The 20,428-nt window shown below is 68.8% G+C and carries 21 protein-coding genes and 1 pseudogene; 8 read left to right on the plus strand and 14 right to left on the minus strand.

From position 1 onward, the window contains the following. Positions 1 to 122 precede the first annotated feature (122 nt). From H5T77_RS17015 to recO, 3 genes and pseudogenes are all read right to left on the minus strand, one after another. A complete protein-coding gene (locus tag H5T77_RS17015) occupies positions 123 to 914 on the minus strand; it encodes an isoprenyl transferase (protein WP_292651197.1) in 792 nt (263 codons plus the stop codon). Positions 915 to 1,053: 139 nt separating this feature from the next. Beyond that, a pseudogene (locus H5T77_RS17020) lies at positions 1,054 to 2,205 on the minus strand (YibE/F family protein); the annotation flags it as partial. A 6-nt stretch (positions 2,206 to 2,211) separates the two neighbouring features. Further along, the gene (gene recO, locus H5T77_RS17025; RefSeq protein ID WP_292651199.1) at positions 2,212 to 2,940 is read right to left on the minus strand and encodes a DNA repair protein RecO; all 729 of its coding nucleotides are present in this window, start codon (positions 2,938 to 2,940) and stop codon (positions 2,212 to 2,214) included. A gap of 213 nt (positions 2,941 to 3,153) precedes the next feature. Here recO and H5T77_RS17030 point away from each other — a divergent pair, with 213 nt between their 5' ends. Then, positions 3,154 to 3,963, plus strand: coding sequence for an ion transporter (locus H5T77_RS17030; RefSeq protein ID WP_292651200.1), 810 nt, complete (start codon positions 3,154 to 3,156; stop codon positions 3,961 to 3,963). A 79-nt stretch (positions 3,964 to 4,042) separates the two neighbouring features. Beyond that, the gene (locus tag H5T77_RS17035; RefSeq protein WP_292651201.1) at positions 4,043 to 5,779 is read left to right on the plus strand and encodes a serine/threonine-protein kinase; all 1,737 of its coding nucleotides are present in this window, start codon (positions 4,043 to 4,045) and stop codon (positions 5,777 to 5,779) included. Positions 5,780 to 5,786: 7 nt separating this feature from the next. Here H5T77_RS17035 and H5T77_RS17040 read toward each other — a convergent pair whose 3' ends face one another. Next, on the minus strand, positions 5,787 to 6,119 hold the full coding sequence (locus tag H5T77_RS17040) for an aminotransferase-like domain-containing protein (protein WP_292651202.1): 333 nt from the start codon (positions 6,117 to 6,119) through the stop codon (positions 5,787 to 5,789). Between the two features lie 7 nt (positions 6,120 to 6,126). Between H5T77_RS17040 and H5T77_RS17045 the strand changes: the two genes are divergently transcribed. Further along, positions 6,127 to 6,663: a DMT family transporter gene (locus tag H5T77_RS17045; RefSeq protein WP_292651203.1), complete on the plus strand. Its 537-nt coding sequence runs from the start codon at positions 6,127 to 6,129 to the stop codon at positions 6,661 to 6,663. Here H5T77_RS17045 and leuA read toward each other — a convergent pair. Further along, positions 6,644 to 8,404, minus strand: coding sequence for a 2-isopropylmalate synthase (leuA, locus tag H5T77_RS17050; protein WP_292651204.1), 1,761 nt, complete (start codon positions 8,402 to 8,404; stop codon positions 6,644 to 6,646). The two genes, H5T77_RS17045 and leuA, sit on opposite strands and share 20 nt — an antisense overlap. 194 nt (positions 8,405 to 8,598) lie before the next feature. Here leuA and H5T77_RS17055 point away from each other — a divergent pair, with 194 nt between their 5' ends. From H5T77_RS17055 to H5T77_RS17070, 4 genes are all read left to right on the plus strand, one after another. Further along, positions 8,599 to 9,015: a pyridoxamine 5'-phosphate oxidase family protein gene (locus H5T77_RS17055; protein WP_292651206.1), complete on the plus strand. Its 417-nt coding sequence runs from the start codon at positions 8,599 to 8,601 to the stop codon at positions 9,013 to 9,015. Further along, positions 9,015 to 9,503, plus strand: coding sequence for a flavodoxin family protein (locus tag H5T77_RS17060; protein ID WP_292651208.1), 489 nt, complete (start codon positions 9,015 to 9,017; stop codon positions 9,501 to 9,503). Before H5T77_RS17055 ends, H5T77_RS17060 begins: the two co-directional genes overlap by 1 nt. A gap of 47 nt (positions 9,504 to 9,550) precedes the next feature. After that, on the plus strand, positions 9,551 to 10,384 hold the full coding sequence (locus H5T77_RS17065; protein ID WP_292651209.1) for a septum formation family protein: 834 nt from the start codon (positions 9,551 to 9,553) through the stop codon (positions 10,382 to 10,384). A gap of 71 nt (positions 10,385 to 10,455) precedes the next feature. Beyond that, positions 10,456 to 11,229 (plus strand): septum formation family protein, encoded by a 774-nt coding sequence (locus H5T77_RS17070; protein ID WP_292651210.1) that lies wholly within the window; start codon positions 10,456 to 10,458, stop codon positions 11,227 to 11,229. 175 nt (positions 11,230 to 11,404) lie between these two features. On the opposite strand, the gene era is transcribed toward H5T77_RS17070, so the two are convergent. The 5 genes from era to H5T77_RS17095 form a co-directional block, all read right to left on the minus strand. Further along, positions 11,405 to 12,352: a GTPase Era gene (era, locus tag H5T77_RS17075; RefSeq protein WP_292651212.1), complete on the minus strand. Its 948-nt coding sequence runs from the start codon at positions 12,350 to 12,352 to the stop codon at positions 11,405 to 11,407. Beyond that, on the minus strand, positions 12,349 to 13,143 hold the full coding sequence (locus H5T77_RS17080) for a siderophore-interacting protein (RefSeq protein WP_292651214.1): 795 nt from the start codon (positions 13,141 to 13,143) through the stop codon (positions 12,349 to 12,351). The genes era and H5T77_RS17080 overlap by 4 nt, the downstream gene beginning before the upstream one ends. Positions 13,144 to 13,247: 104 nt before the next feature. After that, a complete protein-coding gene (locus H5T77_RS17085; protein WP_292651216.1) occupies positions 13,248 to 13,784 on the minus strand; it encodes a pyridoxamine 5'-phosphate oxidase family protein in 537 nt (178 codons plus the stop codon). Between the two features lie 164 nt (positions 13,785 to 13,948). Continuing rightward, on the minus strand, positions 13,949 to 15,253 hold the full coding sequence (locus H5T77_RS17090; protein ID WP_292651217.1) for a class I SAM-dependent methyltransferase: 1,305 nt from the start codon (positions 15,251 to 15,253) through the stop codon (positions 13,949 to 13,951). Next, positions 15,250 to 16,641 (minus strand): FAD-binding oxidoreductase, encoded by a 1,392-nt coding sequence (locus H5T77_RS17095; RefSeq protein ID WP_292651220.1) that lies wholly within the window; start codon positions 16,639 to 16,641, stop codon positions 15,250 to 15,252. The genes H5T77_RS17090 and H5T77_RS17095 overlap by 4 nt, the downstream gene beginning before the upstream one ends. A 121-nt stretch (positions 16,642 to 16,762) precedes the next feature. Between H5T77_RS17095 and H5T77_RS17100 the strand changes: the two genes are divergently transcribed. Continuing rightward, a complete protein-coding gene (locus H5T77_RS17100; RefSeq protein WP_292651222.1) occupies positions 16,763 to 17,062 on the plus strand; it encodes a hypothetical protein in 300 nt (99 codons plus the stop codon). A 10-nt stretch (positions 17,063 to 17,072) separates the two neighbouring features. Here H5T77_RS17100 and H5T77_RS17105 read toward each other — a convergent pair whose 3' ends face one another. The 4 genes from H5T77_RS17105 to H5T77_RS17120 form a co-directional block, all read right to left on the minus strand. Then, positions 17,073 to 17,408 carry a cytidine/deoxycytidylate deaminase family protein gene (locus tag H5T77_RS17105; protein WP_292651223.1) on the minus strand — a complete coding sequence of 112 codons (336 nt, stop codon included), beginning with the start codon at positions 17,406 to 17,408 and terminating at the stop codon, positions 17,073 to 17,075. Next, positions 17,401 to 18,822, minus strand: a complete 1,422-nt coding sequence (locus H5T77_RS17110; protein WP_292651224.1) for a hemolysin family protein — start codon at positions 18,820 to 18,822, stop codon at positions 17,401 to 17,403. Before H5T77_RS17110 ends, H5T77_RS17105 begins: the two co-directional genes overlap by 8 nt. Positions 18,823 to 18,842: 20 nt before the next feature. Continuing rightward, positions 18,843 to 19,307 (minus strand): rRNA maturation RNase YbeY, encoded by a 465-nt coding sequence (ybeY, locus tag H5T77_RS17115; protein WP_292651226.1) that lies wholly within the window; start codon positions 19,305 to 19,307, stop codon positions 18,843 to 18,845. 76 nt (positions 19,308 to 19,383) lie between these two features. Further along, positions 19,384 to 20,427, minus strand: a complete 1,044-nt coding sequence (locus H5T77_RS17120) for a PhoH family protein (protein WP_472850351.1) — start codon at positions 20,425 to 20,427, stop codon at positions 19,384 to 19,386. Position 20,428: the final 1 nt, after the last annotated feature.

The raw sequence follows: 20,428 nt of genomic DNA on the forward strand, positions 1-20,428 counted from the left end.
GAGCCGCTAGGCGGAGGCGTGTCGAGACCAACACAGTCGAATCGAGCGCCGACAGGACTGTGTTGGTCTCGACACGCTCGCTGACGCTCGCGGCTCGACCAACGAGGGCGGCTCGACCAGCGTCAGGCCACCGGGTTGGGAAGGGCGCCGCCGTAGCGGCGGTCCCGGGAGGCGTACGTCTCGATGGCATGCCACAGGTGGCGGCGGTCGACGTCGGGCCACAGCACGTCGGTGAAGACGAACTCGGAGTAGGCGGCCTGCCAGAGCATGTAGTTGGAGAGCCGCTGCTCGCCGGAGGTGCGCCAGACGAGGTCGGCGTCGGGGAGCTCAGGGACGTAGAGGTAACGCTGGAAGACCTTGTCAGTGATCTTGTCGGGGTTCAGACGACCCGCTGCGACATCCTTCGCGATCCGCGACGCGGCGTCGGTGAGCTCGGCGCGACCGCCGTAGTTGACGCACATCGTCAGCGTGCAGACGGTGTTGTCCTTCGTCATCTCCTCGGCGATCTTCAGCTCGTTGATGACCGACTTCCACAGCCGCGGTGCACGCCCGGCCCAGCGGACGCGGACGCCGAGCTCGTTCATCTCGTCGCGGCGGCGGCGGATGACGTCGCGGTTGAAGCCCATCAGGAACTTCACCTCGTCGGGCGAGCGCGACCAGTTCTCGGTCGAGAACGCGTAGGCCGAGATGGCCTTCACGCCGATCTCGATGGCGCCTTCGACGACGTCGAAGAGCGAGGACTCACCCTCTTCGTGGCCCTTGGTCCGGGGGAGGCCACGCTCCTTGGCCCAGCGGCCGTTGCCGTCCATGATGATCGCCACGTGGTGCGGGACGAGGTCCTTGGGGACCGGGGGCGGGGTAGCCCCGGACGGGTGGGGTGTTGGGGTACGGACCGGCTTGCTCACGAGGACCAACCCTAGTCGGCGGGTAGCCGGCAGGCGGCTGCTGGCCCTGATGCGGCGGCCGGGGCGGGACCATCGGCCGCCGGGGCGCGTCGTACTCCATCTCCTCGGGGCGGCCGGTCGGGCCGGGGACGGTCAGCGCGCCGATGATCGTGGTGATCGGCATCGCCAGCACCACCCCGATGCCCGCAGCCATCGTGGCGACGATCTCACCGGCCATCTGCTCGGTCGTGAGCAGCGAGAAGAACGTACGGTCGTAGAGCTGGATCACCAGCAGCAGCGTCAGCGCGGCGCCGACGTAGGCGAACACGATCGTGTAGATCGTCGAGGCGACGTGGTCGCGGCCGATCCGCATCGCGCCACGGAAGACGTCCCAGCGCGAGGTGGACGGCCCGACGGAGCGCAGCTCCCACACCGCGGACGCCTGGGTGATGGTGACGTCGTTGAGCGCACCGAGGCCGGCGATGATCACCGCGGCGACCAGGAGGCTCTGCAGGTCGAGCTCGGCGTCGAGCGAGGAGAGCGTCTGGCCGCTCTCCGACCCCAGCCCGCTGAGCCGGCTCCCGCCGATCGCGATGGTGCCGATCAGTGCGGTCACCGCGACCCCGGCCAGCGTGCCGGCGAGCGCCACCGAGGTCCGCACCGAGAGCCCGTGGGTCGTGTAGAGCACCACGTAGAGGATCAGCATCGAGGAGACCAGCGCGACCCCGGCCGCGGGCCCGCCGGAGAGCAGCCCGGGCAGCAGGAAGAGCCACACCACCGCACCCGCGAACCCCAGGCCGAGCACCGCCATCAGTCCGCGCAGCCGGGCGACCGCGACGACACAGACCACGAAGAGGCCGACCAGCAGCGCCAGCGGCGGGCCACGCTTGACGTCGAAGAAGGCGTACTTCGCCTCTCCCTCCCGCTCGGTGCGGGAGAGCTCGACCTCGTCGCCGGCCTCCAGGCCGGAGGTGGCCATCGGTGTCGAGATCTCCACCGCCACCTCGGTGCCGGTGTCGGGGCCGCTGGTGAGCTTCGCCGAGGCGGTGTTGCAGCCCTCCGCCTGCTCGTCAGCCTGTCTCTCGGCGGAGCACGGCTCGGCGACCGAGGTCACCTCGGCGGTCTCGAAGACGACGCCGTCGGCGACGAACTCCTGCGACCCCTGAAGCTTCTCGACCGCGGCTCGGTCCGGCCACCAGAGCACCACGCCGACGACGGTGACGACGGCGACGAGCACCAGCGAGACGGCCAGCACCATCCGCGGCAGCGCCTCGACCTCCACCTCGGCGGCGTGCCCGCCGTGGGAGTGGGAGTGGGCCATCGTTCCTCAGCTCTCGACGTACTCGAGCGAGCGCAGGTTGCGGTCCAGATGCCAGGAGAGGTACGCAGCGACCAACCCGCTCGCCTGCCTGCTGGTCCGGTCCTCGGCGCCGCCGACGGTATCCCAGTCGCCGGAGAGCAGCGCACCGAGGTGGGTCAGCGTCTCGGGCGAAGGCGTCGCCGAGCCCGGCACCCGGCAGGTCGTGCACAGCGCACCACCCATGGACACGTTGAACCACCGGTGCGAGCCCACCAGCCCGCACCGCGCACAGGCCTCGAAGCTCGGCGCGTAGCCGGCGACGGCCAGCGAGCGGAGGAGGTAGGAGTCGAGCACGTGCCGCGGAAGCCGGTCGCCCTGCGCGAGCACCCGCAGCCCACCGACGAGCAGCAGATACTGCTGCGGCGCGGGCTCACCCTCCTCGTGCACGAGCCGGTCGGCGGTCTCGAGCATCGCGGTGCCGGCGGTGTAGCGGTCGTAGTCGAGACCGATCCCGCTGTGGAAGAGGGTCAGCGTCTCGGCCTGGGTGATCGTGTCCAGCGTCCGCCCCTCGGCGAACTGCAGGTCGACGTGGGTGAACGGCTCCAGCCGCGAACCCCATCTCGAGGTCGTACGCCGCACGCCCTTCGCCACCGCACGCACCCGTCCGTGCTCGCGGGTGAGCATGGTGATGATCCGGTCGGCCTCACCAAGCTTGTGGGTGCGGAGCACGATGGCTTCGTCGCGGTAGAGGGGCATTACGCACCTCTTGCGCGGATGGTGATGATGCGGACACCACGATCCACATGACCAAGCTTGTGGGTGCGAAGCACGATGGCTTCGTCGCGGTAGAGGGGCACGGGCCCATTCTGCCGCGCCGCACCGACAACCGGTGCAGCGACAGACCCACATGACGGCAACGACGCGTGTGGGTCGTCGCCTTTGGCGGGCGCGTCTCCTATCGTGCCGATCATGAGCGCCACAGGCACCGACCGCCGACACGACGAACGCAAGCCGGGCGCCGCGGCCACTCCGCCGGTCACATTCGTCGACTGGTTCATGCTGGTGCTGGCGGTCGCCTCGGTCATCTCGGTCGTGTGGGTGACGTTCTGGGACGTGTCTCAGGTCTGGTACGACCGGGTCGTCGTCGCCGACTACGTCGTGTGCGCGATCTTCGCCGTCGAGTTCGTGGCGCGCTGGACCCGCTCCGGGCTCGGCTGGAAGTTCCCGCTGATGTATTGGTACGAGCTGCTCGGCATGATCCCGCTCGGGGTCGTTGCGAGCCCGGCCTTCCGCAGCCTCCGGCTGCTGCGAGTCGTGGTCATCTTCGTGCGGCTGATGCGTGCGGCCGACCGTGCCTTCGGCGACCGCATCTCGGCGTACCTGGTGGCGAGGTTCTCCGGAGCCATCGTCGACGCCATCCGCAAGCCGATCACGGTCGCGGTGCTCGACGAGGTGATCGCGGTGATCCAGACCGGCAACTACTCCCGCCACATCTCCAGCGCGATCGAGGAGAACCGCGCGGAGATCGACCTGCTCATCATCGACCTCATCCGTCAGGACCAGGCGACCGGGAAGCTGAGGTACCTCCCCTTCCACGACGACGTCGTCCGGCTCGTGGCCGACACGGTGCTGCGTCTGGTCGACGAGGGCCTGGCCGACCCACGGGTCCACGAGATCATCTCCGACGCCATCCGCGAGTCGGCCAAGGAGCTGCGGTCCAACATCGGCTCGGAGGAGTACGCCGCGGTCAAGCGGGACCGCTCGTGGCTCGGGAAGTAGGTCTCGATTTCCGCAGCGATTCCGGCTGAAGTAGGTGTCACCGCGGTCCCCCGGGCCGGGTTCAGGGCATGATTCGGGCATGAGCGCGACCTTCCCGACCAATCTCGGGCGGCTGCAGCAGATCCGCCACATCGGCGCCGGTGCGTTCGCGTCCGTATGGCTCTACTACGACCCCGAGCTCGACTCCCACGTCGCGGTCAAGGCGCTCTCCCCCGGCTGGGTGTCGAACCCGGAGATCCACAAGCGCTTCCTCCAGGAGGCGCGGCTGCTCCGCTCGGTCGACTCACCTCATGTCGTACGTGTCTATGACATCGGCCAGACGAGCACCGGCATCCCCTTCTTCGTGATGTCGTACGCCGACGGCGGCTCGGTCGCCGACCTGCTCAAGCGCACCCCGGCCGGCCTGGACGTGCACGAGGTCGCCGACATCGTCGCGCAGGCCGCCGACGGGTTGATGGCGCTGAAGGCCCGCGGGGTGATCCACCGCGACATCAAGCCCGCCAACCTGCTGCTCGCCTCCGAGACCTCCGGCGGCACCGCGGGCGCTCGCCGGACGATGATCGCCGACCTCGGGGTGGCTCGCTCGCTCGACTCTCTCAACGAGGTCACCCGCGACATCGGCACCCCGTCCTACATGGCGCCCGAGCAGCTCGACCCGGAGCTGCCGATCGACCACCGCGCCGACGTGCGGGCTCTCGGTGCGGTCGCCTGGGCCCTGCTCGTGGGCCGCTCCCCCGCCCCCGCTCTCGGCCTCACCTCGCGCGTGCCCGAGGCCGGTTCCGTACGCCCCCTCCCGGCCTCGATCAGCCAGGCGATCGCCCGGGCGCTGGAGCCCCGTGCCGAGGACCGCTGGCCCGACGCGCGCTCGTTCGCCGAGGCGCTCCACGGCGCGGTCAAGGGCACCCGGGCCGCCTCCGCCCCGCAGGCGCATCCCGCACCTCAGCCTCCGCCACCGTCCTCGACCTGGCAGAGGTCGACGGCCCACGCTCCGCCCGTCGGCCCGCCGAGCGGCCCACCACCGGTCGGACCGCCCAGCGGTGCTCCGACCGGGTCGCCCTTCGAGCAGCCCACGATGGCGCCAACCGGCATCGGCACGCAGCACCGGACGAAGCGGAAGCGCACCAGGCTCGTGGGTGGCGTGGCCGCCGCGGTGGTGGCCCTCGGGCTCGTCGCCGGGCTGATCTACGTCGTCGCCAACAGGGGCGGCGGCATCCCCGAGGTCGGCGAGTGCCGCAACCTCGACTACTCCGCGGCCAACGAGTTCGTCGACGAGACGGAGCCGGTGGAGTGCACCGAGCCGCACACCCTCTACACCTTCCACGTCGCCACCGACGTGAAGGCCTACAACGACAACGAGGCCGCCGGGGCCGCCTGCTTCACCCGCCTGGAGACCGGTCTCGGGCTGCACCCCGAGGCGCTGGCGCGCACCGCCTACATCGTGAGCTGGTACTGGCCCTCGGAGGCCACCTGGAACGACGGCGACCGCTACGTCAGGTGCGACGTCGGGGTGACGGTCCAGAAGGCTCCGCTGATCGAGCTCCCCGAGGACCCGGTCCCCAACCCGTTCCCGACCGACCTGCGGGCCTGCATCGACAGCACCATCGACAAGGTCGTCCGCTGCGGGACCACTCACGACTACATCGTCGTCGACACCTTCGAGATCACCGGCGACGCCTACCCCGACCAGAGCGAGACCAACATCCAGGGGCTGAGCGGCTGCCCGTCCGAGGCGACGATGTTCAAGCCGCCCTTCAAGACGGCCTGGATCGCCGGCAGCCGCCTGGGCCTGTGCGCGAAGTACGACGTCGACTCCTAGGTGACCGCTAGCGGATCAGCGGCACCAACCGCCTGACCGCCTCGCGGAGGCGGTCAGGGGTGGTCGCGGCGTACCCGATCACCAGGCCGGGCGGGCCGTCGTCCTGACGGTGCTGGGCCAGCGGATGGACGGCGATGCCGGCCTCGAGCGCCGCGGCGGCGACGGCCGTGTCGTCGATCCCGTCGGGAAGCGTCGCCAGCACGTGCAACCCGGCTGCGACGCCATGGATCCGAGCGGCGGGGAGATGCTCGGCGAGCGCCTCGAGCAGGGCGTCGCGTCTCGCCCTGTGCCGAAGGCGGACCAGCCGCAGGTGACGCTCAAAGGCACCCGAGGTCAGCATCCGGGCAGTGACGGCGGGAGCCGTCCTGGTCGAGGGCTTCGGGAGGACCGACGCGGCCGGGGTCGGCTACGCCCTCCTGGTGCTGGTCTGCGAGGCGGGCTTCACGCTCCTGGCGATACCCGTCCTCCCCCGCCTCGGCGCCTTCGGCGTCTCGTTCCACTCGGTGTGGATGGCGACTGCCGGCATGGCCGTCGTGGGCGTCGCGACCGAGGGCCCGACCGCCGTCACCATGCTCAGCACCGTCGACCTGCTGGCCGCGCCCTATCTGGCCGTGGTCGTCACCACGATCGCGTTCCTGCTCTGGTTCACCGCGGTGCGGCGCCTCGGCTCCGGGCGCGCCGGCCTGCTGACCGGAGTCGTCCCGGTGTCCGCCGCAACCCTAGGCATACCCCTCCACGGAGCCGTGCCAAGCCCGATGGTGTGGCTAGGCACAGCGGTAGTGGCAGCAGGCCTATCAATCGGCCTGAAGCGGTGTGCTGCCAAGAGTGCGCCAGAGCGCACTCCTGGCAGCACACCGGGAGGTCTCAGCCGCGCGGGATCGTGATCGCCTGGGCGCGGTTGGCTGCGCAGACCACTGCTCGCAGGCTCGCCGTCACGATGTTCTCGTGGATGCCGATGCCCCAGACGATCTCGCCGGCGATCTCGCACTCGACGTACGCAGCCGCGGCCGCGTCACCGCCGGCCGAGAGGGCGTGCTCGGCGTAGTCGAGGACTCGGATCTCGGCCCCGGCCTCCTTGAGCGCGTCGACGAAGGCGGCCACCGGGCCGTTGCCGACGCCCTTGTAGGTGCGCGCCTCACCGCGGACTCGCAGGTCGACGATCTGCTCGTCGCCACCCTCGGCGTCGGTCACCGAGGACCAGCTCTCCAGGGCGTACGGCTCCTCACGCTCGAGGTACTCCTTGGCGAAGATCGACCAGATCTCCGCAGGCGCGACCTCGCCACCCTCGGAGTCGGTGTGCTGCTGGACGACCCGGCTGAACTCGATCTGCGCACGACGGGGCAGGTCCAGCGAGTGCTCGGTCTTGAGCAGGTAGGCCACGCCGCCCTTGCCGGACTGGCTGTTGACCCGGATGACGGCCTCGTAGGTGCGGCCGACGTCCTTGGGGTCGATGGGCAGGTAGGGCGCCTCCCACGGGATCTCGCTGGTCGCCTTGCCGGCCGCGGCGGCGATCCGGTCGAGGTCCTCCAGGCCCTTCTTGATGGCGTCCTGGTGGGAGCCGGAGAAGGCGGTGTAGACCAGGTCACCGGCGTAGGGGTGGCGCGGGTGGACGTTGATGTTGGTGACGTACTCGACGGTGCGGCGGATCTCGTCGATGCCCCCACCCACGGTGAAGTCGATCTGCGGGTCGATCCCCTGGGAGAAGAGGTTCATGCCCAAGGTGACCAGGTCGACGTTGCCGGTGCGCTCGCCGTGGCCGAACAGGCAGCCCTCGACCCGGTCGGCGCCGGCCATCAGGCCGAGCTCGGTGGCTGCGATCGCGGTGCCGCGGTCGTTGTGGGGGTGCAGGCTGATCGCGGAGTGCTCGCGGCGGGTCAGGCCACGGCCGAAGTACTCGATCTGGTCGGCGTAGGTGTTCGGCGTGGACATCTCCACGGTGGCGGGCAGGTTGAGGATGATCTCCCGGCCGGCCTCCGGCTGCCACACATCGCTCACCCGCTCACACACCTCGAGCGCGTAGTCGGTGTCGGTCTGGGTGAAGATCTCCGGGCTGTACTGGTAGCCGAAGTCCTCGGTGCCGATCAGCTCGGGGACGTGCTCCTCGGCGTACTTCATGACCATCTCGGTGCCGCGCACCGCGATCCCGATGCACTCGGCCGGGGTCACGTTGAAGACGACCCGGCGGAACAGCTCGGCGGTGGCGTTGTAGAGGTGGATCGTGGCGCGTGGGGCGCCGGCGATCGACTCGGCGGTGCGCGAGATGAGGTCCTCGCGCGCCTGGGTCAGGACCGAGATCTGTACGTCGTCGGGGATCCGGTCCTCTTCGATCAGCTTGCGCACGAAGTCGAAGTCGGTCTGGCTCGCGCTCGGGAAGCCGACCTCGATCTCCTTGTAGCCCATCGCGACCAGCAGCTCGAACATCCGCAGCTTGCGCGCCGGCGTCATCGGGTCGATCAGGGCCTGGTTGCCGTCACGCAGGTCGGTGGAGAGCCACCGCGGAGCCTTGGTGATCTTCTTGGCGGGCCAGGTGCGGTCGGGGACGTCGACGGGCACGAAAGCGCGATAGCGCTGGTGCGGCATCCCCGACGGCTTCTGCTGATTGCTGGAGTTGCTCAGGTTGGTCATGCGGAATCCTCATCAGAAGGGAGCGAGTGCCGGCGCACGTCGAACCTCCGCAGCGAGGGAGTCCGGCTTTCTCAGACCCCGCTGCGGCAGCTAAGAAGGAGGCTGCGCATCATGACTCGGTAACAATAACAGAACAGAACTGGCAGACTGGCCGGGCAGACGAATGATCCTCAACGCTGAGACACACAGAAGTGATGACGAAGGGTAGGAACGGCGTGGCCCAACTGGAAGAGCTCACTGTCGAGGAGTCCTGGCGGCTCGCGGCGGACATCCCGATCTCCCGCATCGGCTGGAACGGACCGCGCGGCCCGGTGGTGCTGCCGGTCAACCATGTCGTGCACGAGAAGGCCGTCTGGATCCGCACCTCGGCCCATTCCTCGATGGCGGAGCAGATCGACGAGAGCGCCGTCGCGCTGCTGGTCGACGACCTCGACCCCGACACCCATGTGGGCTGGTCGGCGCAGTTCAAGGGTCACGCGGAGATCCTCTACCACGAGGACCAGATCCCGGAGTCCGTCAAGCACCTCCAAGCCTGGCCGGCCGGCCAGCGTCCGTTGTGGGTGCGACTGCGCCCCAAGGAGGTCACCGGCCGCCGCTTGGTCGCCGGCTGATGCCGCGCCTGCTCGTCGTCCACCACTCCCCCACCAGGTCGCTGCGGCGGCTGACCGATGCGGTGGTCTCCGGCGCCGAGGACCCCGAGATCGAAGGCGTCGAGGTCGTCGTACGTCCCGCGCTGGAGGCGACGGCCGACGACGTCCTGGCCGCCGACGGCTACGTGCTCGGGACGAGCGCGAACTTCGGCTACATGTCGGGTGCTCTCAAGCACTTCTTCGACTCGACCTTCCTGGCGGTCGGCGGCGCGCTCGACCCTTCCGGGGGTGCTGGTGAGTCCGCTGGCGAGACCGCCAAGCGGCCCTACGGCCTCTACGTCCACGGCCGCTACGACACCACCGGCGCGATCCGCTCGGTCCAGTCCATCGTCGGCGCGCTGGGATGGGCCCAGGCCTACGACATCCTCGACGTCATGGGAGACGTCGAAGACTCCCATGACGAGGCGGCGTACGAGCTGGGTGCGACGCTGGCCGCCCTTCTCGACTGATCTGTCCTTTCGGCCCGCTCATGGTTTCGCAAGTAGAGTCGACCTCCGTGATCGGCCATACCCCCAGACGTACGACGTCTCTTTCCCTCCTGATCGTGGTGCTCGCTGCCCTCGCGCTCAGCGGATGCGGCGGCGACCGGGCGGCTGGCGAGGGCGAGGACCCGAAGCAGGTCGACTCGACGGCGGTGCCCGAGGTCGGCAAGTGCCGCAACCTCACCCACGAGGATGTCGCCGAGGCCTACAACTTCGACGAGTACGTGCCCTGCGACGAGCCGCACAACGCGGAGACCTTCGGGGCCGGGCCACTCCCGGACGAGTTCAAGGACGCCGAGTACGGCGACGAGAAGGTCAACGAGTGGGCCTTCAGCCAGTGCCGCAAGCTGCTGGAGAAGTACGTCGGCTCCGACCAGAGCCTGCTGATGCGCTCGATGCTCTCCCACGTCTACTTCGGCCCGTCGAAGAAGGCCTGGGACGAGGGGGCCCGCTGGATCCGCTGCGACGTGATCGGCGGCGGACAGCAGGGCGCCGAGTACGTCGACCTGCCGACCACCACTCGAAACCTCCTCAAGGTCAAGGACATCGAGGACATCGAGGACCGCTGGATGGTGTGCGCCGAGGGCAAGAGCGTCGCGTCCGCGAAGGTCCCGTGCTCCGAGCCGCACCAGATGCGGGCGGTGACGACCATCAAGCTGGGCGAGGCGAAGACCCCGTTCCCCGGTGTCGCGGAGTCCAAGAAGAAGGCTGCGCAGTATTGCAAGGGCTCGGTCAAGGCCTCGTTGGGTTACCCGGAAAGCTTCGACTACGGGTACACATGGTTCGGAGAGAAGGAGTGGAAAGCCGGCAACCGCTGGGCGATCTGCTGGGCAGTGACCGAGGAGTGAGCATGCGACACAACGAGCTGAGGCGGAGCCCGAGGCAGCCAGTTCTGTGGGGAGCTCTCCTCGTTGGAGCGATGGCTCTCGCCGGTTGTGGTGGTGGCGAGCCGGAGGCGGCTCCCACTCCCACGGCGACACCCCCGTCCGCCTCCGCCTCGCCTGCGCCCGCCCCCAAGGAGGGCGCCTGCTACAACCTCAGCTACGAAGAGGCGCTCGCCCCCACCGCCGGCGGCACCGCGGTGAGCTGCAAGGGCAAGCACACCACCCAGACCTACGCCGTGGGCCGGCTGAGGAACGTCGTCGACGGCCACCTCGTCGCGGTCGACTCGGAGCAGGTCGCGGCCCAGGTCGCGGCCGCGTGCCCCAACAAGGTCACCAAGTACCTCGGCGGCAACGCCGACGACCTGCGGCTCTCGATGCTGCGCCCGGTCTGGTTCACCCCGACGATCAAGGAGTCCGAGGCCGGCGCCAACTGGTTCCGCTGCGACGTCATCGGCATCGCAGGACCCGAGGCGCTGATGACACTGAAGGGCAACATGAAGGGCGTCCTGGGCAGCTCGCGGACCGCCGAGCCGTTCCGGATGTGCGGAACGGCCTCACCGAAGTCCGACGCCTTCAAGCGCGTGCCGTGCTCCCTCAAGCACTCCTGGCGGGCGCTGTCGGTCATCGACCTCGGCTCCGGGAAGTACCCCGGCGAGGCGAGGGTCAACAAGGCCGGCGCCGAGGACTGCAAGGCCGCTGCCGCCGAGGTCGCCGACGACCCGCTCAAGTACGAGTGGTCCTGGGAGTTCCCCAGCGCCGAGCAGTGGCGGAGCGGCCAGACGTACGGGATCTGCTGGGCCCCGGCGTAGCGAAGCGGAGCCGGGAAACGCCGAGTCGGCGCAAACGGACCGGAGCGAAGCGAGGACCGGATTGCGCCGACTCGGCGAAAGCCCGGCGTAAGCCAAAGTGCTCTCGGAAACCGGTGCGTAAGCCAGCGCGAAGCGACAGTCCCGCGACGCCTAGCGGACAAGAAAGCCGAGTACTTCAGAACCCCAGCTTGCGCAGCTGGCGAGGATCCCGCTGCCAGTCCTTGGCGATCTTGACGTGCAGGTCGAGGTAGACCGGCATGCCGAGCAGCTCCTTGATCTGCAGGCGCGCACGCTGCCCGACGTCCCTGAGCCGTGAGCCCTTGTGGCCGATCACGATGCCCTTCTGGGAGTCGCGCTCGATGTAGAGGAAGGCGTGGATGTCCATCAGCGGCTTGTCCTCCGGGCGGTCCTCACGCAGGCGCATCTCCTCGACGACGACCGCGATGGAGTGCGGAAGCTCGTCGCGTACGCCCTCCAGGGCCGCCTCGCGGATCAGCTCGGCGATGATCATCTCCTCCGGAGAGTCGGTGAGCTCGCCGTCGGGATAGAGCGGCGGGCCCTCGGGGAGGAGCTTGATCAGCAGGTCGGCGAGGAGCTCGACCTGGTCGTCGTTGACGCTCGAGACCGGGACGATCTCGGCCCACTCGATGCCGAGGTCGGCGCCGAGAGTCTGGATCGACATCAGGTGCTCGCCGATCTGCTCAGGCGTGGCGAGGTCGGTCTTGGTGGCGACCGCGACCCGCTTGATGCCCTTCTTGAGCTTGTTCGCGTTCTCGGCGATCCGGCGGTCCCCGGGACCGATCTTCTCGTTGCACGGGAAGCAGATCGCGACCACGTCGACCTCGGTCCAGGTCGCCTCGACCAGGTCGTTGAGCCGCTCGCCGAGCAGCGTACGAGGCCGGTGGATGCCGGGAGTGTCGACCAGGATCAGCTGGCCGTCGGACCGGTGGACGATGCCCTTGACCACGGTGCGGGTCGTCTGCGGCTTGTCGGAGGTGATCGCCACCTTGGTGCCGACCATCGCGTTGGTCAGGGTCGACTTGCCCGCGTTGGGGCGGCCGACGAACGAGACGAAGCCGCTCCGAAATTCTGGTGCTGGCGGCGCCGGGCTTGGCTCGGTCACTCTTGCTCCTGTGCTTGTTCGTGGACTTGCTCGTCGTACCGCTGCCAGATCTGCTCGTCGGTGAGCCCCTGGGCCTTACCCTCGCGCCACACCGGTCCTGGGTCGACCGCGCGTGGCTGTCGCTTCTGGCCGCCGCCGCGCCAGTAGCCCATCACGTCGTAAGCGTGGGAGTCGAGCTTCCGCTCGCGCATCAGATGCTTGCGGATCGCCCGCATCTGGCTCGACTCACCGGCCATCCAGAAATACCCCTCGCCCGCGGGCCACTCGATCTTCTCCACGGCCGCCGCCAGGTCGGAAGAGGTCTCCGACGGCGGTTTCGACCAGGTGACCTCGGCGCGGCCGGGGAGGTAGCCGGGCAGGTCGTCGGGCACCTCGGCCCAGATCCTCGTCGGCAGCGTGGTGGTCTCGGCGATCCGCGCCATGGCCGGCATCGCGGTCAGGTCGCCGACCAGCAGCAACCACTGCGCGTCGTCGGGCGCGGCGTAGGAGCCCTTGGGCTCGGTGAGCGTGACGGTCTGCCCCACCGGGTCGGTGCGGGTGGCCCACTCGGTCACCAGCCCGACGTCGTGGACGACGACGTCGACGGTGAGCTCGCCACCCTCCCACGACCGCACGGTGTAGTAGCGCATCTGGAACTGCCCCGGCACGATCAGCCCGACCCATTCGTCGGGGATGCCGGTAGAGGTGAACCCGGCCAGCCCGGGGCCCCCGAGCACCAGGCGTACGAGATGGGGCGTGATCTGCTCACGCCGCAGCACCTCCGCGGCGTACTGCTGGGCCTTGACACTCATCGCCTCAAGGTTATCCGCGCCGGGCTCAGCCGCCCGCATCGCTGGCTTCTGCCGGGCCGCCTCCCAGCCCGACCACGGGGAGGCCGGCGAACAGGTCGGCCATCTCAGAACCTCCAGCGAGTCGCGCCGTAGGGCTCGACGCAGGCGACCGCGTGCGCGGAGGTGGGGTCGATGCGGAAGACGTGCCAGGGGGCGGGGCCGGCGCTCTGGGCGTTGAACGGGGCCGTCACCGCCTCGCCCGACTCGTCGACCTCGGCCGGCCAGCCCTCGTCGTCGTGGTAGTGCTTCGCCACCCGCTCGAGCTCGTCGCCGAGGACCCGGGCCACGCGCCCCTCCACGACCAGGTCGAACTCGCGCACCGAGAGCGACAGGGCGCAACGGGGGTCGCGGGCGAGGTTGCGGCCACGCCGCGTCGTCGGGCCGGTGACCAGGTAGAAGCTGCCCTCGAACCACACGGCACCGAGGGCATTGACGTGCGGGCCGCCGTCGGCGTTGATCGTGCTCACCCAGGTCGTGTAACGCCCGGGCTCACCCTCCTGCGACCCCGGCCCCTGGTTGAACCCGCGGTCCAGGCGGGCCGTCACCTCCGCCCAGGACATCGGCGGGGCGTCGTGCATCTCGGCAAGGTTGTAGGTCTCCATGACTGTCTCCTTCGGCTGGATCAGAACCCTTCACCTATGCCACGAACGGGACTCCACCACTTCGACACCCAGCCGAATCTGCAGTTGTGGGCGACGAAACTGTACTTTCGTCGCCCACAACTGCAATCTCGATCTACAGAACTACGTTCTCGGCGGGGTGGGCCTCAGAAGGTGTGCCGCAGGGGGTAGTCCGAGTGCCCGTCGACGGTCTTGGTCGCGAGCACGTGGTGGAGCTGGATGTTGTTGCGCTCGAAGCCGATCCGGGAACCGGCCATGTAGATGCCCCAGACCTTCGCGGTGCCGAGGCCGACCTCGTTGACGCAGGCGTCCCAGTTGTCGCGGAGGTTGTCGTTCCAGCCCGCCAGCGTCTTGGCGTAGTGGGCGCGGATGTTCTCGTGGTGCTGCACCTCGAGGCCGGTGTTCTCGATCGCGGAGACGATCGTGCCGGAGCCGATCAGCTCGCCGTCGGGGAAGACGTAGCGGTCGATGAAGGCCCCCGCGTTCGCCCGCGAGATGTTGTCGGGTCGGGTGATGCAGTGGTTGAGCAGGCGGCCGCCGTCGCGCAGCTTGCTCGAGATCTTGCCGAAGTACGCCGGGTAGTTGGCCACGCCGATGTGCTCGGTGAGCCCGATGGAGCTGACCGCGTCGAAGTCCCCCTCGACCACGTCGCGGTAGTCGGAGTAGCGCACCTCGGCGATGTCGTCGAGGCCGTCGGCCTTGATCGCCCGCTGGGCCCAGTTGGCCTGCTCCCGCGACAAGGTCACGCCGAGCGCCTTGACGCCGTAGTGCTGGGCGGCGTGGCGCACCATCCCGCCCCATCCGCAGCCGATGTCGAGCAGCCGCATCCCGGGCTGCAGCCCGAGCTTGCGGCAGATGAGGTCGTACTTGGCCGCCTGCGCCTCCTCGAGGGTGGACTGCTCCGTCGGGTAGAGCGCACAGGTGTAGGTCATCGACGGGCCTAGGACGTACTCGTAGAAGGTGTTGGAGACGTCGTAGTGGTGGTGGATCGCGTCGGCGTCGCGCTCGGGAGAGTGTCGCGTCCACGGCAGCGCGCTGAGCGCGCGGCCGGAGAGGTTGCGTACGTTCTCGGCCCGCTGCCGCCACGCGGGCAGGTGCTCCTGCGGGGGTGGCTTGGGCGGGACGAAGTTCGTCGCCCCGAGGGCTCGGACCAGCTCGACCGTCTCGCGCGGGCTGGGCCGCTTGAAGTCGGTCTTGTCCAGGACCAGGTCCAGGAGCGGGTAGGGGTCGCCCGGATGGATCCCACGGAGCTCCATGTCTCCGCTGACATAGGAACGGGCCAGCCCGAGATCGCCCGGCGCGGTCAGCAGGAACGCGAGCCCGCGTGGGTTCAGGATCTCCATCCCGAAGGGAGAGTCCCGGTCGCCGGAGACGCTGCCGTCGTACGCGGTGAGCTTGATCGGCAGCCCACCGTCGAAGAGTTCGTTGATGGTCTCTGCAATGTGATTCACAGTCTCTTCACCGCCTTGCTGTACAGATCGGTCAACCGATTGCCTGGGTCATACCTCGCCTTCACGGCAGCGAGGTTGTCCCCGTCATAGAGAGCGTCGAAGACATCCTTGTCGTAGAACGCCTCGGAGTAGAGCGATTTATGCCCTCCGAGATCGTGGACCTGCTCCTCGATCGCGCGGTTCTTCGGAGCGTTCACCGCGCTGGGGCCGACGTGGACCGTGCCCCAGAACCCGACGTTGACGTACGTCCGGCCCGCCTCGAGCGGGTAGGTCGGCCACTTCTCGCCGGCGCTCGTGCCCTGCGAGACCAGCGGGCAGAGCCAGACCGGCCGCATCCCGATCTCGGCGTCGAACCACTCCAGGAAGGCCGGGAGGTTCTCGACCGGGACCTCGATGTCCTGGATCACCCGCTCCCGCAGCAGCCTCCCGGCGCGCGCGTCGAGCTTGTCGGCGATGCCGAGCTTCCGGTCCAGGCCGATCAGCTTCATGTAGACATCGGAGCGCCGCAGCCGGCGCGGCCAGAGGCGGCGTACGTACTTGTTCTGGGCACCGAAGGCACCCGAGCACCAGAACCAGTCGGTGTCCCAGCGCCACAGGTAGTCGTACATCGTCAGCAGATCAGCTCCGCCGTTTTTCTGGGCGAGCTGCTGGATCGAGCGGTAGTAGATCTGCTGGCCGCCGTAGTCGCTCGGGGTCCGCGTGGCCTTCTCGGTCCAGGTCGCCAGGGTGAGGTAGTACTCCCCCGGCTCGAACGCGACCCCGTCGAGCCCGTCGACCTGGACGCCTTCGTACGTCCCGGTCTCGGTGATCTGCGCGATCGTCTTGGTGAGCAGGCCGAGATCGTCGAAGCGTACGTGGCGCAGCGCGACGTAGCCCGGCACCTTCTCCAGCTTGATCTTGAGCCTGGTGGCGTAGCCGAGCGAGCCGTAGGAGTTGGGGAAGGTGTCGAACAGATCCTCCCCAGGCCTCGTGGTGACGATCTCACCGGCACCGGTGAGGATGTCCATCTCCAGGACCGACTCGTGCGGAAGACCGTTGCGGAACGAGGTCGCCTCGATGCCCATGCCCGTCACCGCGCCACCGAGCGTGATCGTGCGCAGTTGCGGGACCACGTAGGGGATCATCCCGTGCGCCAAGGTGGCGTCGACGAGGTCCTCGTAGGTGCACATGCCCTGTACGTCGGCGGTGCCCGCGGCGGCATCGACCTCGATCACGCCGCCGAGGCCGGAGACGTCGAGACCCGGCGCACTGGTCGCGGCCCGGGCTCTGAAGAGGTTGGTGGTGCGCTTGGCGAGCCTGACGGGAGCCCCGTCAGGGATCCTCGCGTAAGAGTCGGTCAGCCGTTCGACGGCTTCGTTGTGTCGTTCCCAGCCAGTCTCACCCGTCACTCGACCCACTTTACGCTCGCGATGGAACTTCGGTTTCGATTTTTTGGTTAGTTCGCTTACAGTCGCAAGCGCCGACTGCACCCGTCGAGCTCCCCCATCTCGTGCACCCTGGAGGGTCCCCATGTCCAGTGCTGCCCATCGTGACGCTGTGGCCACGCTCGCCGAGAAGGCAACCCCCTACTTCACCGAGAACCAGGTCAAGTGGCGCAACAAGTCCGTCTCCCAGGCGCGGCTCGCACTGGCGATCGACCAGATCGTCGTGCACATGCGCGAGAAGGGTGTCGACATGGCCACGATGAACGGCCTCACTGCCTACCGTGACGAGGACGGCATCCACGTCACGATCGAGCTCGGCACCCTCCCCCTCGTCCCCGAGACGGGCACGACGGCCGGCACCGGCGGCCACCGAGCCGCTCGCTGATCGAGAGACGCTAGCTGAGGTTGCCGCGCGGATCGCCGACGAGGACCGGGACGTCCTCGCCCGCGAACTCCTTGACGACCGCGAGGTCGTTCGCGGAGGCCTCCGCCGCCTCGCCGAGCACGACGACGGCCTCGAGGCCCTTCGATCCGGAGGCCACCGCCATCGCAACGCATACGCCGATCGCGGAGACCTGGAGCGAGGGAAGATCCACGGTGGCCGCGGCGTAGGTGCGTCCGTCCAGATCGCGTACGGCTGCCCCTTCGGCCGCACCGGTGCGGGCCCGCGTCGCGCGGGCCAGGGTCACCAGCTTGCGGTCTTCGGCCGACAGCTCACTCTGCTCAGGCATGGGCCTCTTTCGTTCTGTCCGTCTTCGCTCGGTCGGTCTTCGCTCGGTCGGCCCGGTCGTTCTTCGCCCGTTCGGCCTTCGCCGCCCGGTCGTTCTTCACCCGATCCGACCTGTCGCTGTGCTGGTCCTCGTCGCCGGCCTCGGTCACGGCCGCGACGATGGCGCTGATGCGTACGGTACCGATCTTGTTCCTTCGGCCCGCGGCCTCCTCGGCCACGAAGCTGAGCCCGTGGGCCTCGACCTCGGTCCCGGGGATCGGCACGAGGCCGAGATGCTTGGCCATGAGACCGCGTACGGAGTCGACGTCGTCCTCCTCGACCGCGACGCCGATCAGCTCCTCGAGGTCGCTGACCAGGAAGCGGGCCGGCACCCGCCAGGAGCCGTCGCCGAGGTGGAGGGGCTCGCGGTCCTCGACGTCGTACTCGTCGGTGATCTCGCCGACGATCTCCTCGAGGATGTCCTCGATGGTGATCAGGCCGGCGGTGCCGCCGTACTCGTCGACGACGACCGCGATGTGCTGGCGGTGCTGCTGCATCTCGGCGAGCAGCTCGTCGACCGGTTTGGAGTCGGGGACCCAGGTCGGCTCCCGCATCAGCGACTCGACCCGCTGGGTGGTCTCGACGTCGGGCGCCTCGAAGTCGCGCGCGACGACGTCCTTGAGGTAGACCATCCCGACGATGTCATCGAGGCTGTCGTCGATCACGGGCATCCGGGAGTAGCCGGAGCGCAGGAACAGCGACAGCGCCTGGCGCAGCGTCTTGCGGCGCTCCAGGAAGACGATGTCGCCGCGGGGCACCATCACCTCACGCGCGCGGGTGTCGCCGAGCTCGAAGACCGAGTGGATCATCCGGCGCTCGTCGGCCTCGATCAGGTCGCTGGCCTCGGCGATGTCGACCAGCTCGCGCAGCTCGGTCTCCGTCGAGAACGGGCCCTTGCGGAAGCCCTTGCCGGGGGTGAGCGCGTTGCCGAGCATGATCAGCAGGCTCGGGAACGGGCCGAGGATCGCGGTGATCGCCCCGATCGGTCCGGCGACCGCGAGGGCGATGCGCTCATGGTGCTGGCGCCCGAGCGTTCGAGGAGCGACGCCGATGACGACGAAGGAGATCACGGTCATCGTGCCGGTCGCGGTGAGCACGGTCGGCCACCAGCGCCCCTGGTAGAGGTCGTAGGCCCACAGCGCGACCAGCACCGTCGCACCGATCTCGCACAGCATCCGGAGCAGCAGCACCGTGTTGACGTAGCGGGCGGGGTCGCCGACCACCGCCACCAGGCGCTTGGCACCGGCGCGGCCCTCGGAGACCAGCTCGGCGGCCCGGGCACGGGAGAAGGCGCTCAGCGCCGCGTCGGCGGCCGAGAAGATGCCGGCGATCAGGACCAGAACTGCGGCTGCGATCAGCAGCCTCGCATCGTCCATGGTTGGTGGTGGTGCTCCTATTACTCGGGTGGTCTGGCCGAGGAGCCCCAGGCCTCGAGCAGCTTGGCCTGCAGGCCGAACATCTCGGCGTGCTCGTTGGGGTCCACGTGGTCGTAGCCGAGCAGGTGGAGGATGCCGTGGGTGGTCAGCAGCTCGATCTCCGCCACGGTGCCGTGGCCGGCTGCCTCGCCCTGCTTGGCGGCGATCGTCGGGGCGATGATGATATCGCCCAGGTCGCCTTCCTCGGGCTCCTCGTCGAGGCGGCCGGGAAGGAGCTCGTCACCGGGGAAGGAGAGCACGTCGGTCGGGCCCTCGGTGTCGAAGTAGCGCTCGTTGAGCTCGGTGATCGTGGCCTCGTCGCCGAACTTGATACGCAGGTCGGCCTGCGGGTGCACCCGCAGCTCCTCGAGCAGGAAGCGAGCGAGCCTGGCGACGTGCTCGACATCGATCTCCTGCTCGGACTCGTTGATGATCTCGGTGCTCATGCCGCCACCTCCGTAGCGCAAGCGCAATCATACGGACGCGGCGGCCTGAGTCCTATTGTCGTTCGCTGTCGCTCACTCATGCCCGACTGTCCCCGGATGCCCGTCCCTGGCCCTGCACGTCGTGCTCCTCGTACGCCGCGACGATCTTGGCGACCAGTCGGTGGCGGACGACGTCGTGGCTGGTCAGGTTGTTGAAGCTGATGTCCTTGACGTCCTCGAGGATGCCCTCGACGACCCGCAGGCCCGACTTCTGCCCGGAGGGCAGGTCGGTCTGGGTGACGTCGCCGGTGACCACGATCTTGGAGCCGAACCCTAGCCGGGTCAGGAACATCTTCATCTGCTCGGGCGTGGTGTTCTGCGCCTCGTCGAGGATGATGAAGGAGTCGTTGAGGCTCCGGCCACGGAGGAAGGCGAGCGGGGCGACCTCGATCGTCCCCGACGCCATCAGCTTGGGGATCATCTCCGGGTCCATCATGTCGTGCAGCGCGTCGTAGAGTGGACGCAGGTAGGGGTCGATCTTCTCCGTCAGGGTGCCGGGCAGGAAGCCGAGCTTCTCCCCCGCCTCGACGGCGGGCCGGCTCAGGATGATTCGGTTGACCTGCTTGGACTGCAGGGCCTGGACCGCCTTGGCGACCGCCAGATAGGTCTTGCCGGTGCCGGCCGGGCCGATGCCGAAGGTGATCGTGTGCTTGTCGATCGCGTCGACGTAGCGCTTCTGGTTGAGCGTCTTGGGGCGGATGCTGCGGCCGCGGTTGGAGAGGATGTTGAGGCTCAGCACGTCGGCCGGCTTCTCCGTGGTGTCGGCGCGGAGCATGCCGATCACGCGCTCGACGGTCTCGCCGCTGACGCCCTGACCGGTGCGGATGATCTGGACGAGCTCCTCGAGGACCCGCTCGATCATCGCGATCTCGCTGGGGGCGCCGTGGAGGGTGATCCGGTTGCCGCGCACGTGGACGTCGGCGTCGAAGTGAGCCTCGATGATCCCGAGGTGCTCATCGGCCGGGCCGAGGACGGTCACCATGTCGACGCTGTTCGGGACGACCACGGTGTGTTTGGTGGTCGCGTTGACCCCCGGTGCGGAGGCGTCGGTCGGAAGCGGACTTGGGTGTCGATCGGTCATG

The organism is Nocardioides sp. (assembly GCF_014360585.1).
Classification (GTDB): Bacteria; Actinomycetota; Actinomycetes; order Propionibacteriales; family Nocardioidaceae; genus Nocardioides.

Excerpts from the sequence above, each read along its gene's own strand:
- recO (WP_292651199.1), bottom strand. The coding sequence starts at position 2,940 with ATGCCCCTCTACCGCGACGAAGCCATCGTGCTCCGCACCCACAAGCTT.
- H5T77_RS17030 (WP_292651200.1), top strand. The coding sequence starts at position 3,154 with ATGAGCGCCACAGGCACCGACCGCCGACACGACGAACGCAAGCCGGGC.
- H5T77_RS17035 (WP_292651201.1), top strand. The coding sequence starts at position 4,043 with ATGAGCGCGACCTTCCCGACCAATCTCGGGCGGCTGCAGCAGATCCGC.
- H5T77_RS17040 (WP_292651202.1), bottom strand. The coding sequence starts at position 6,119 with ATGCTGACCTCGGGTGCCTTTGAGCGTCACCTGCGGCTGGTCCGCCTT.
- leuA (WP_292651204.1), bottom strand. The coding sequence starts at position 8,404 with ATGACCAACCTGAGCAACTCCAGCAATCAGCAGAAGCCGTCGGGGATG.
- H5T77_RS17055 (WP_292651206.1), top strand. The coding sequence starts at position 8,599 with ATGACGAAGGGTAGGAACGGCGTGGCCCAACTGGAAGAGCTCACTGTC.
- H5T77_RS17060 (WP_292651208.1), top strand. The coding sequence starts at position 9,015 with ATGCCGCGCCTGCTCGTCGTCCACCACTCCCCCACCAGGTCGCTGCGG.
- H5T77_RS17070 (WP_292651210.1), top strand. The coding sequence starts at position 10,456 with ATGGCTCTCGCCGGTTGTGGTGGTGGCGAGCCGGAGGCGGCTCCCACT.
- H5T77_RS17080 (WP_292651214.1), bottom strand. The coding sequence starts at position 13,143 with ATGAGTGTCAAGGCCCAGCAGTACGCCGCGGAGGTGCTGCGGCGTGAG.
- H5T77_RS17085 (WP_292651216.1), bottom strand. The coding sequence starts at position 13,784 with ATGGAGACCTACAACCTTGCCGAGATGCACGACGCCCCGCCGATGTCC.
- H5T77_RS17100 (WP_292651222.1), top strand. The coding sequence starts at position 16,763 with ATGTCCAGTGCTGCCCATCGTGACGCTGTGGCCACGCTCGCCGAGAAG.
- H5T77_RS17105 (WP_292651223.1), bottom strand. The coding sequence starts at position 17,408 with ATGCCTGAGCAGAGTGAGCTGTCGGCCGAAGACCGCAAGCTGGTGACC.
- H5T77_RS17110 (WP_292651224.1), bottom strand. The coding sequence starts at position 18,822 with ATGGACGATGCGAGGCTGCTGATCGCAGCCGCAGTTCTGGTCCTGATC.
- ybeY (WP_292651226.1), bottom strand. The coding sequence starts at position 19,307 with ATGAGCACCGAGATCATCAACGAGTCCGAGCAGGAGATCGATGTCGAG.
- H5T77_RS17120 (WP_472850351.1), bottom strand. The coding sequence starts at position 20,427 with ATGACCGATCGACACCCAAGTCCGCTTCCGACCGACGCCTCCGCACCG.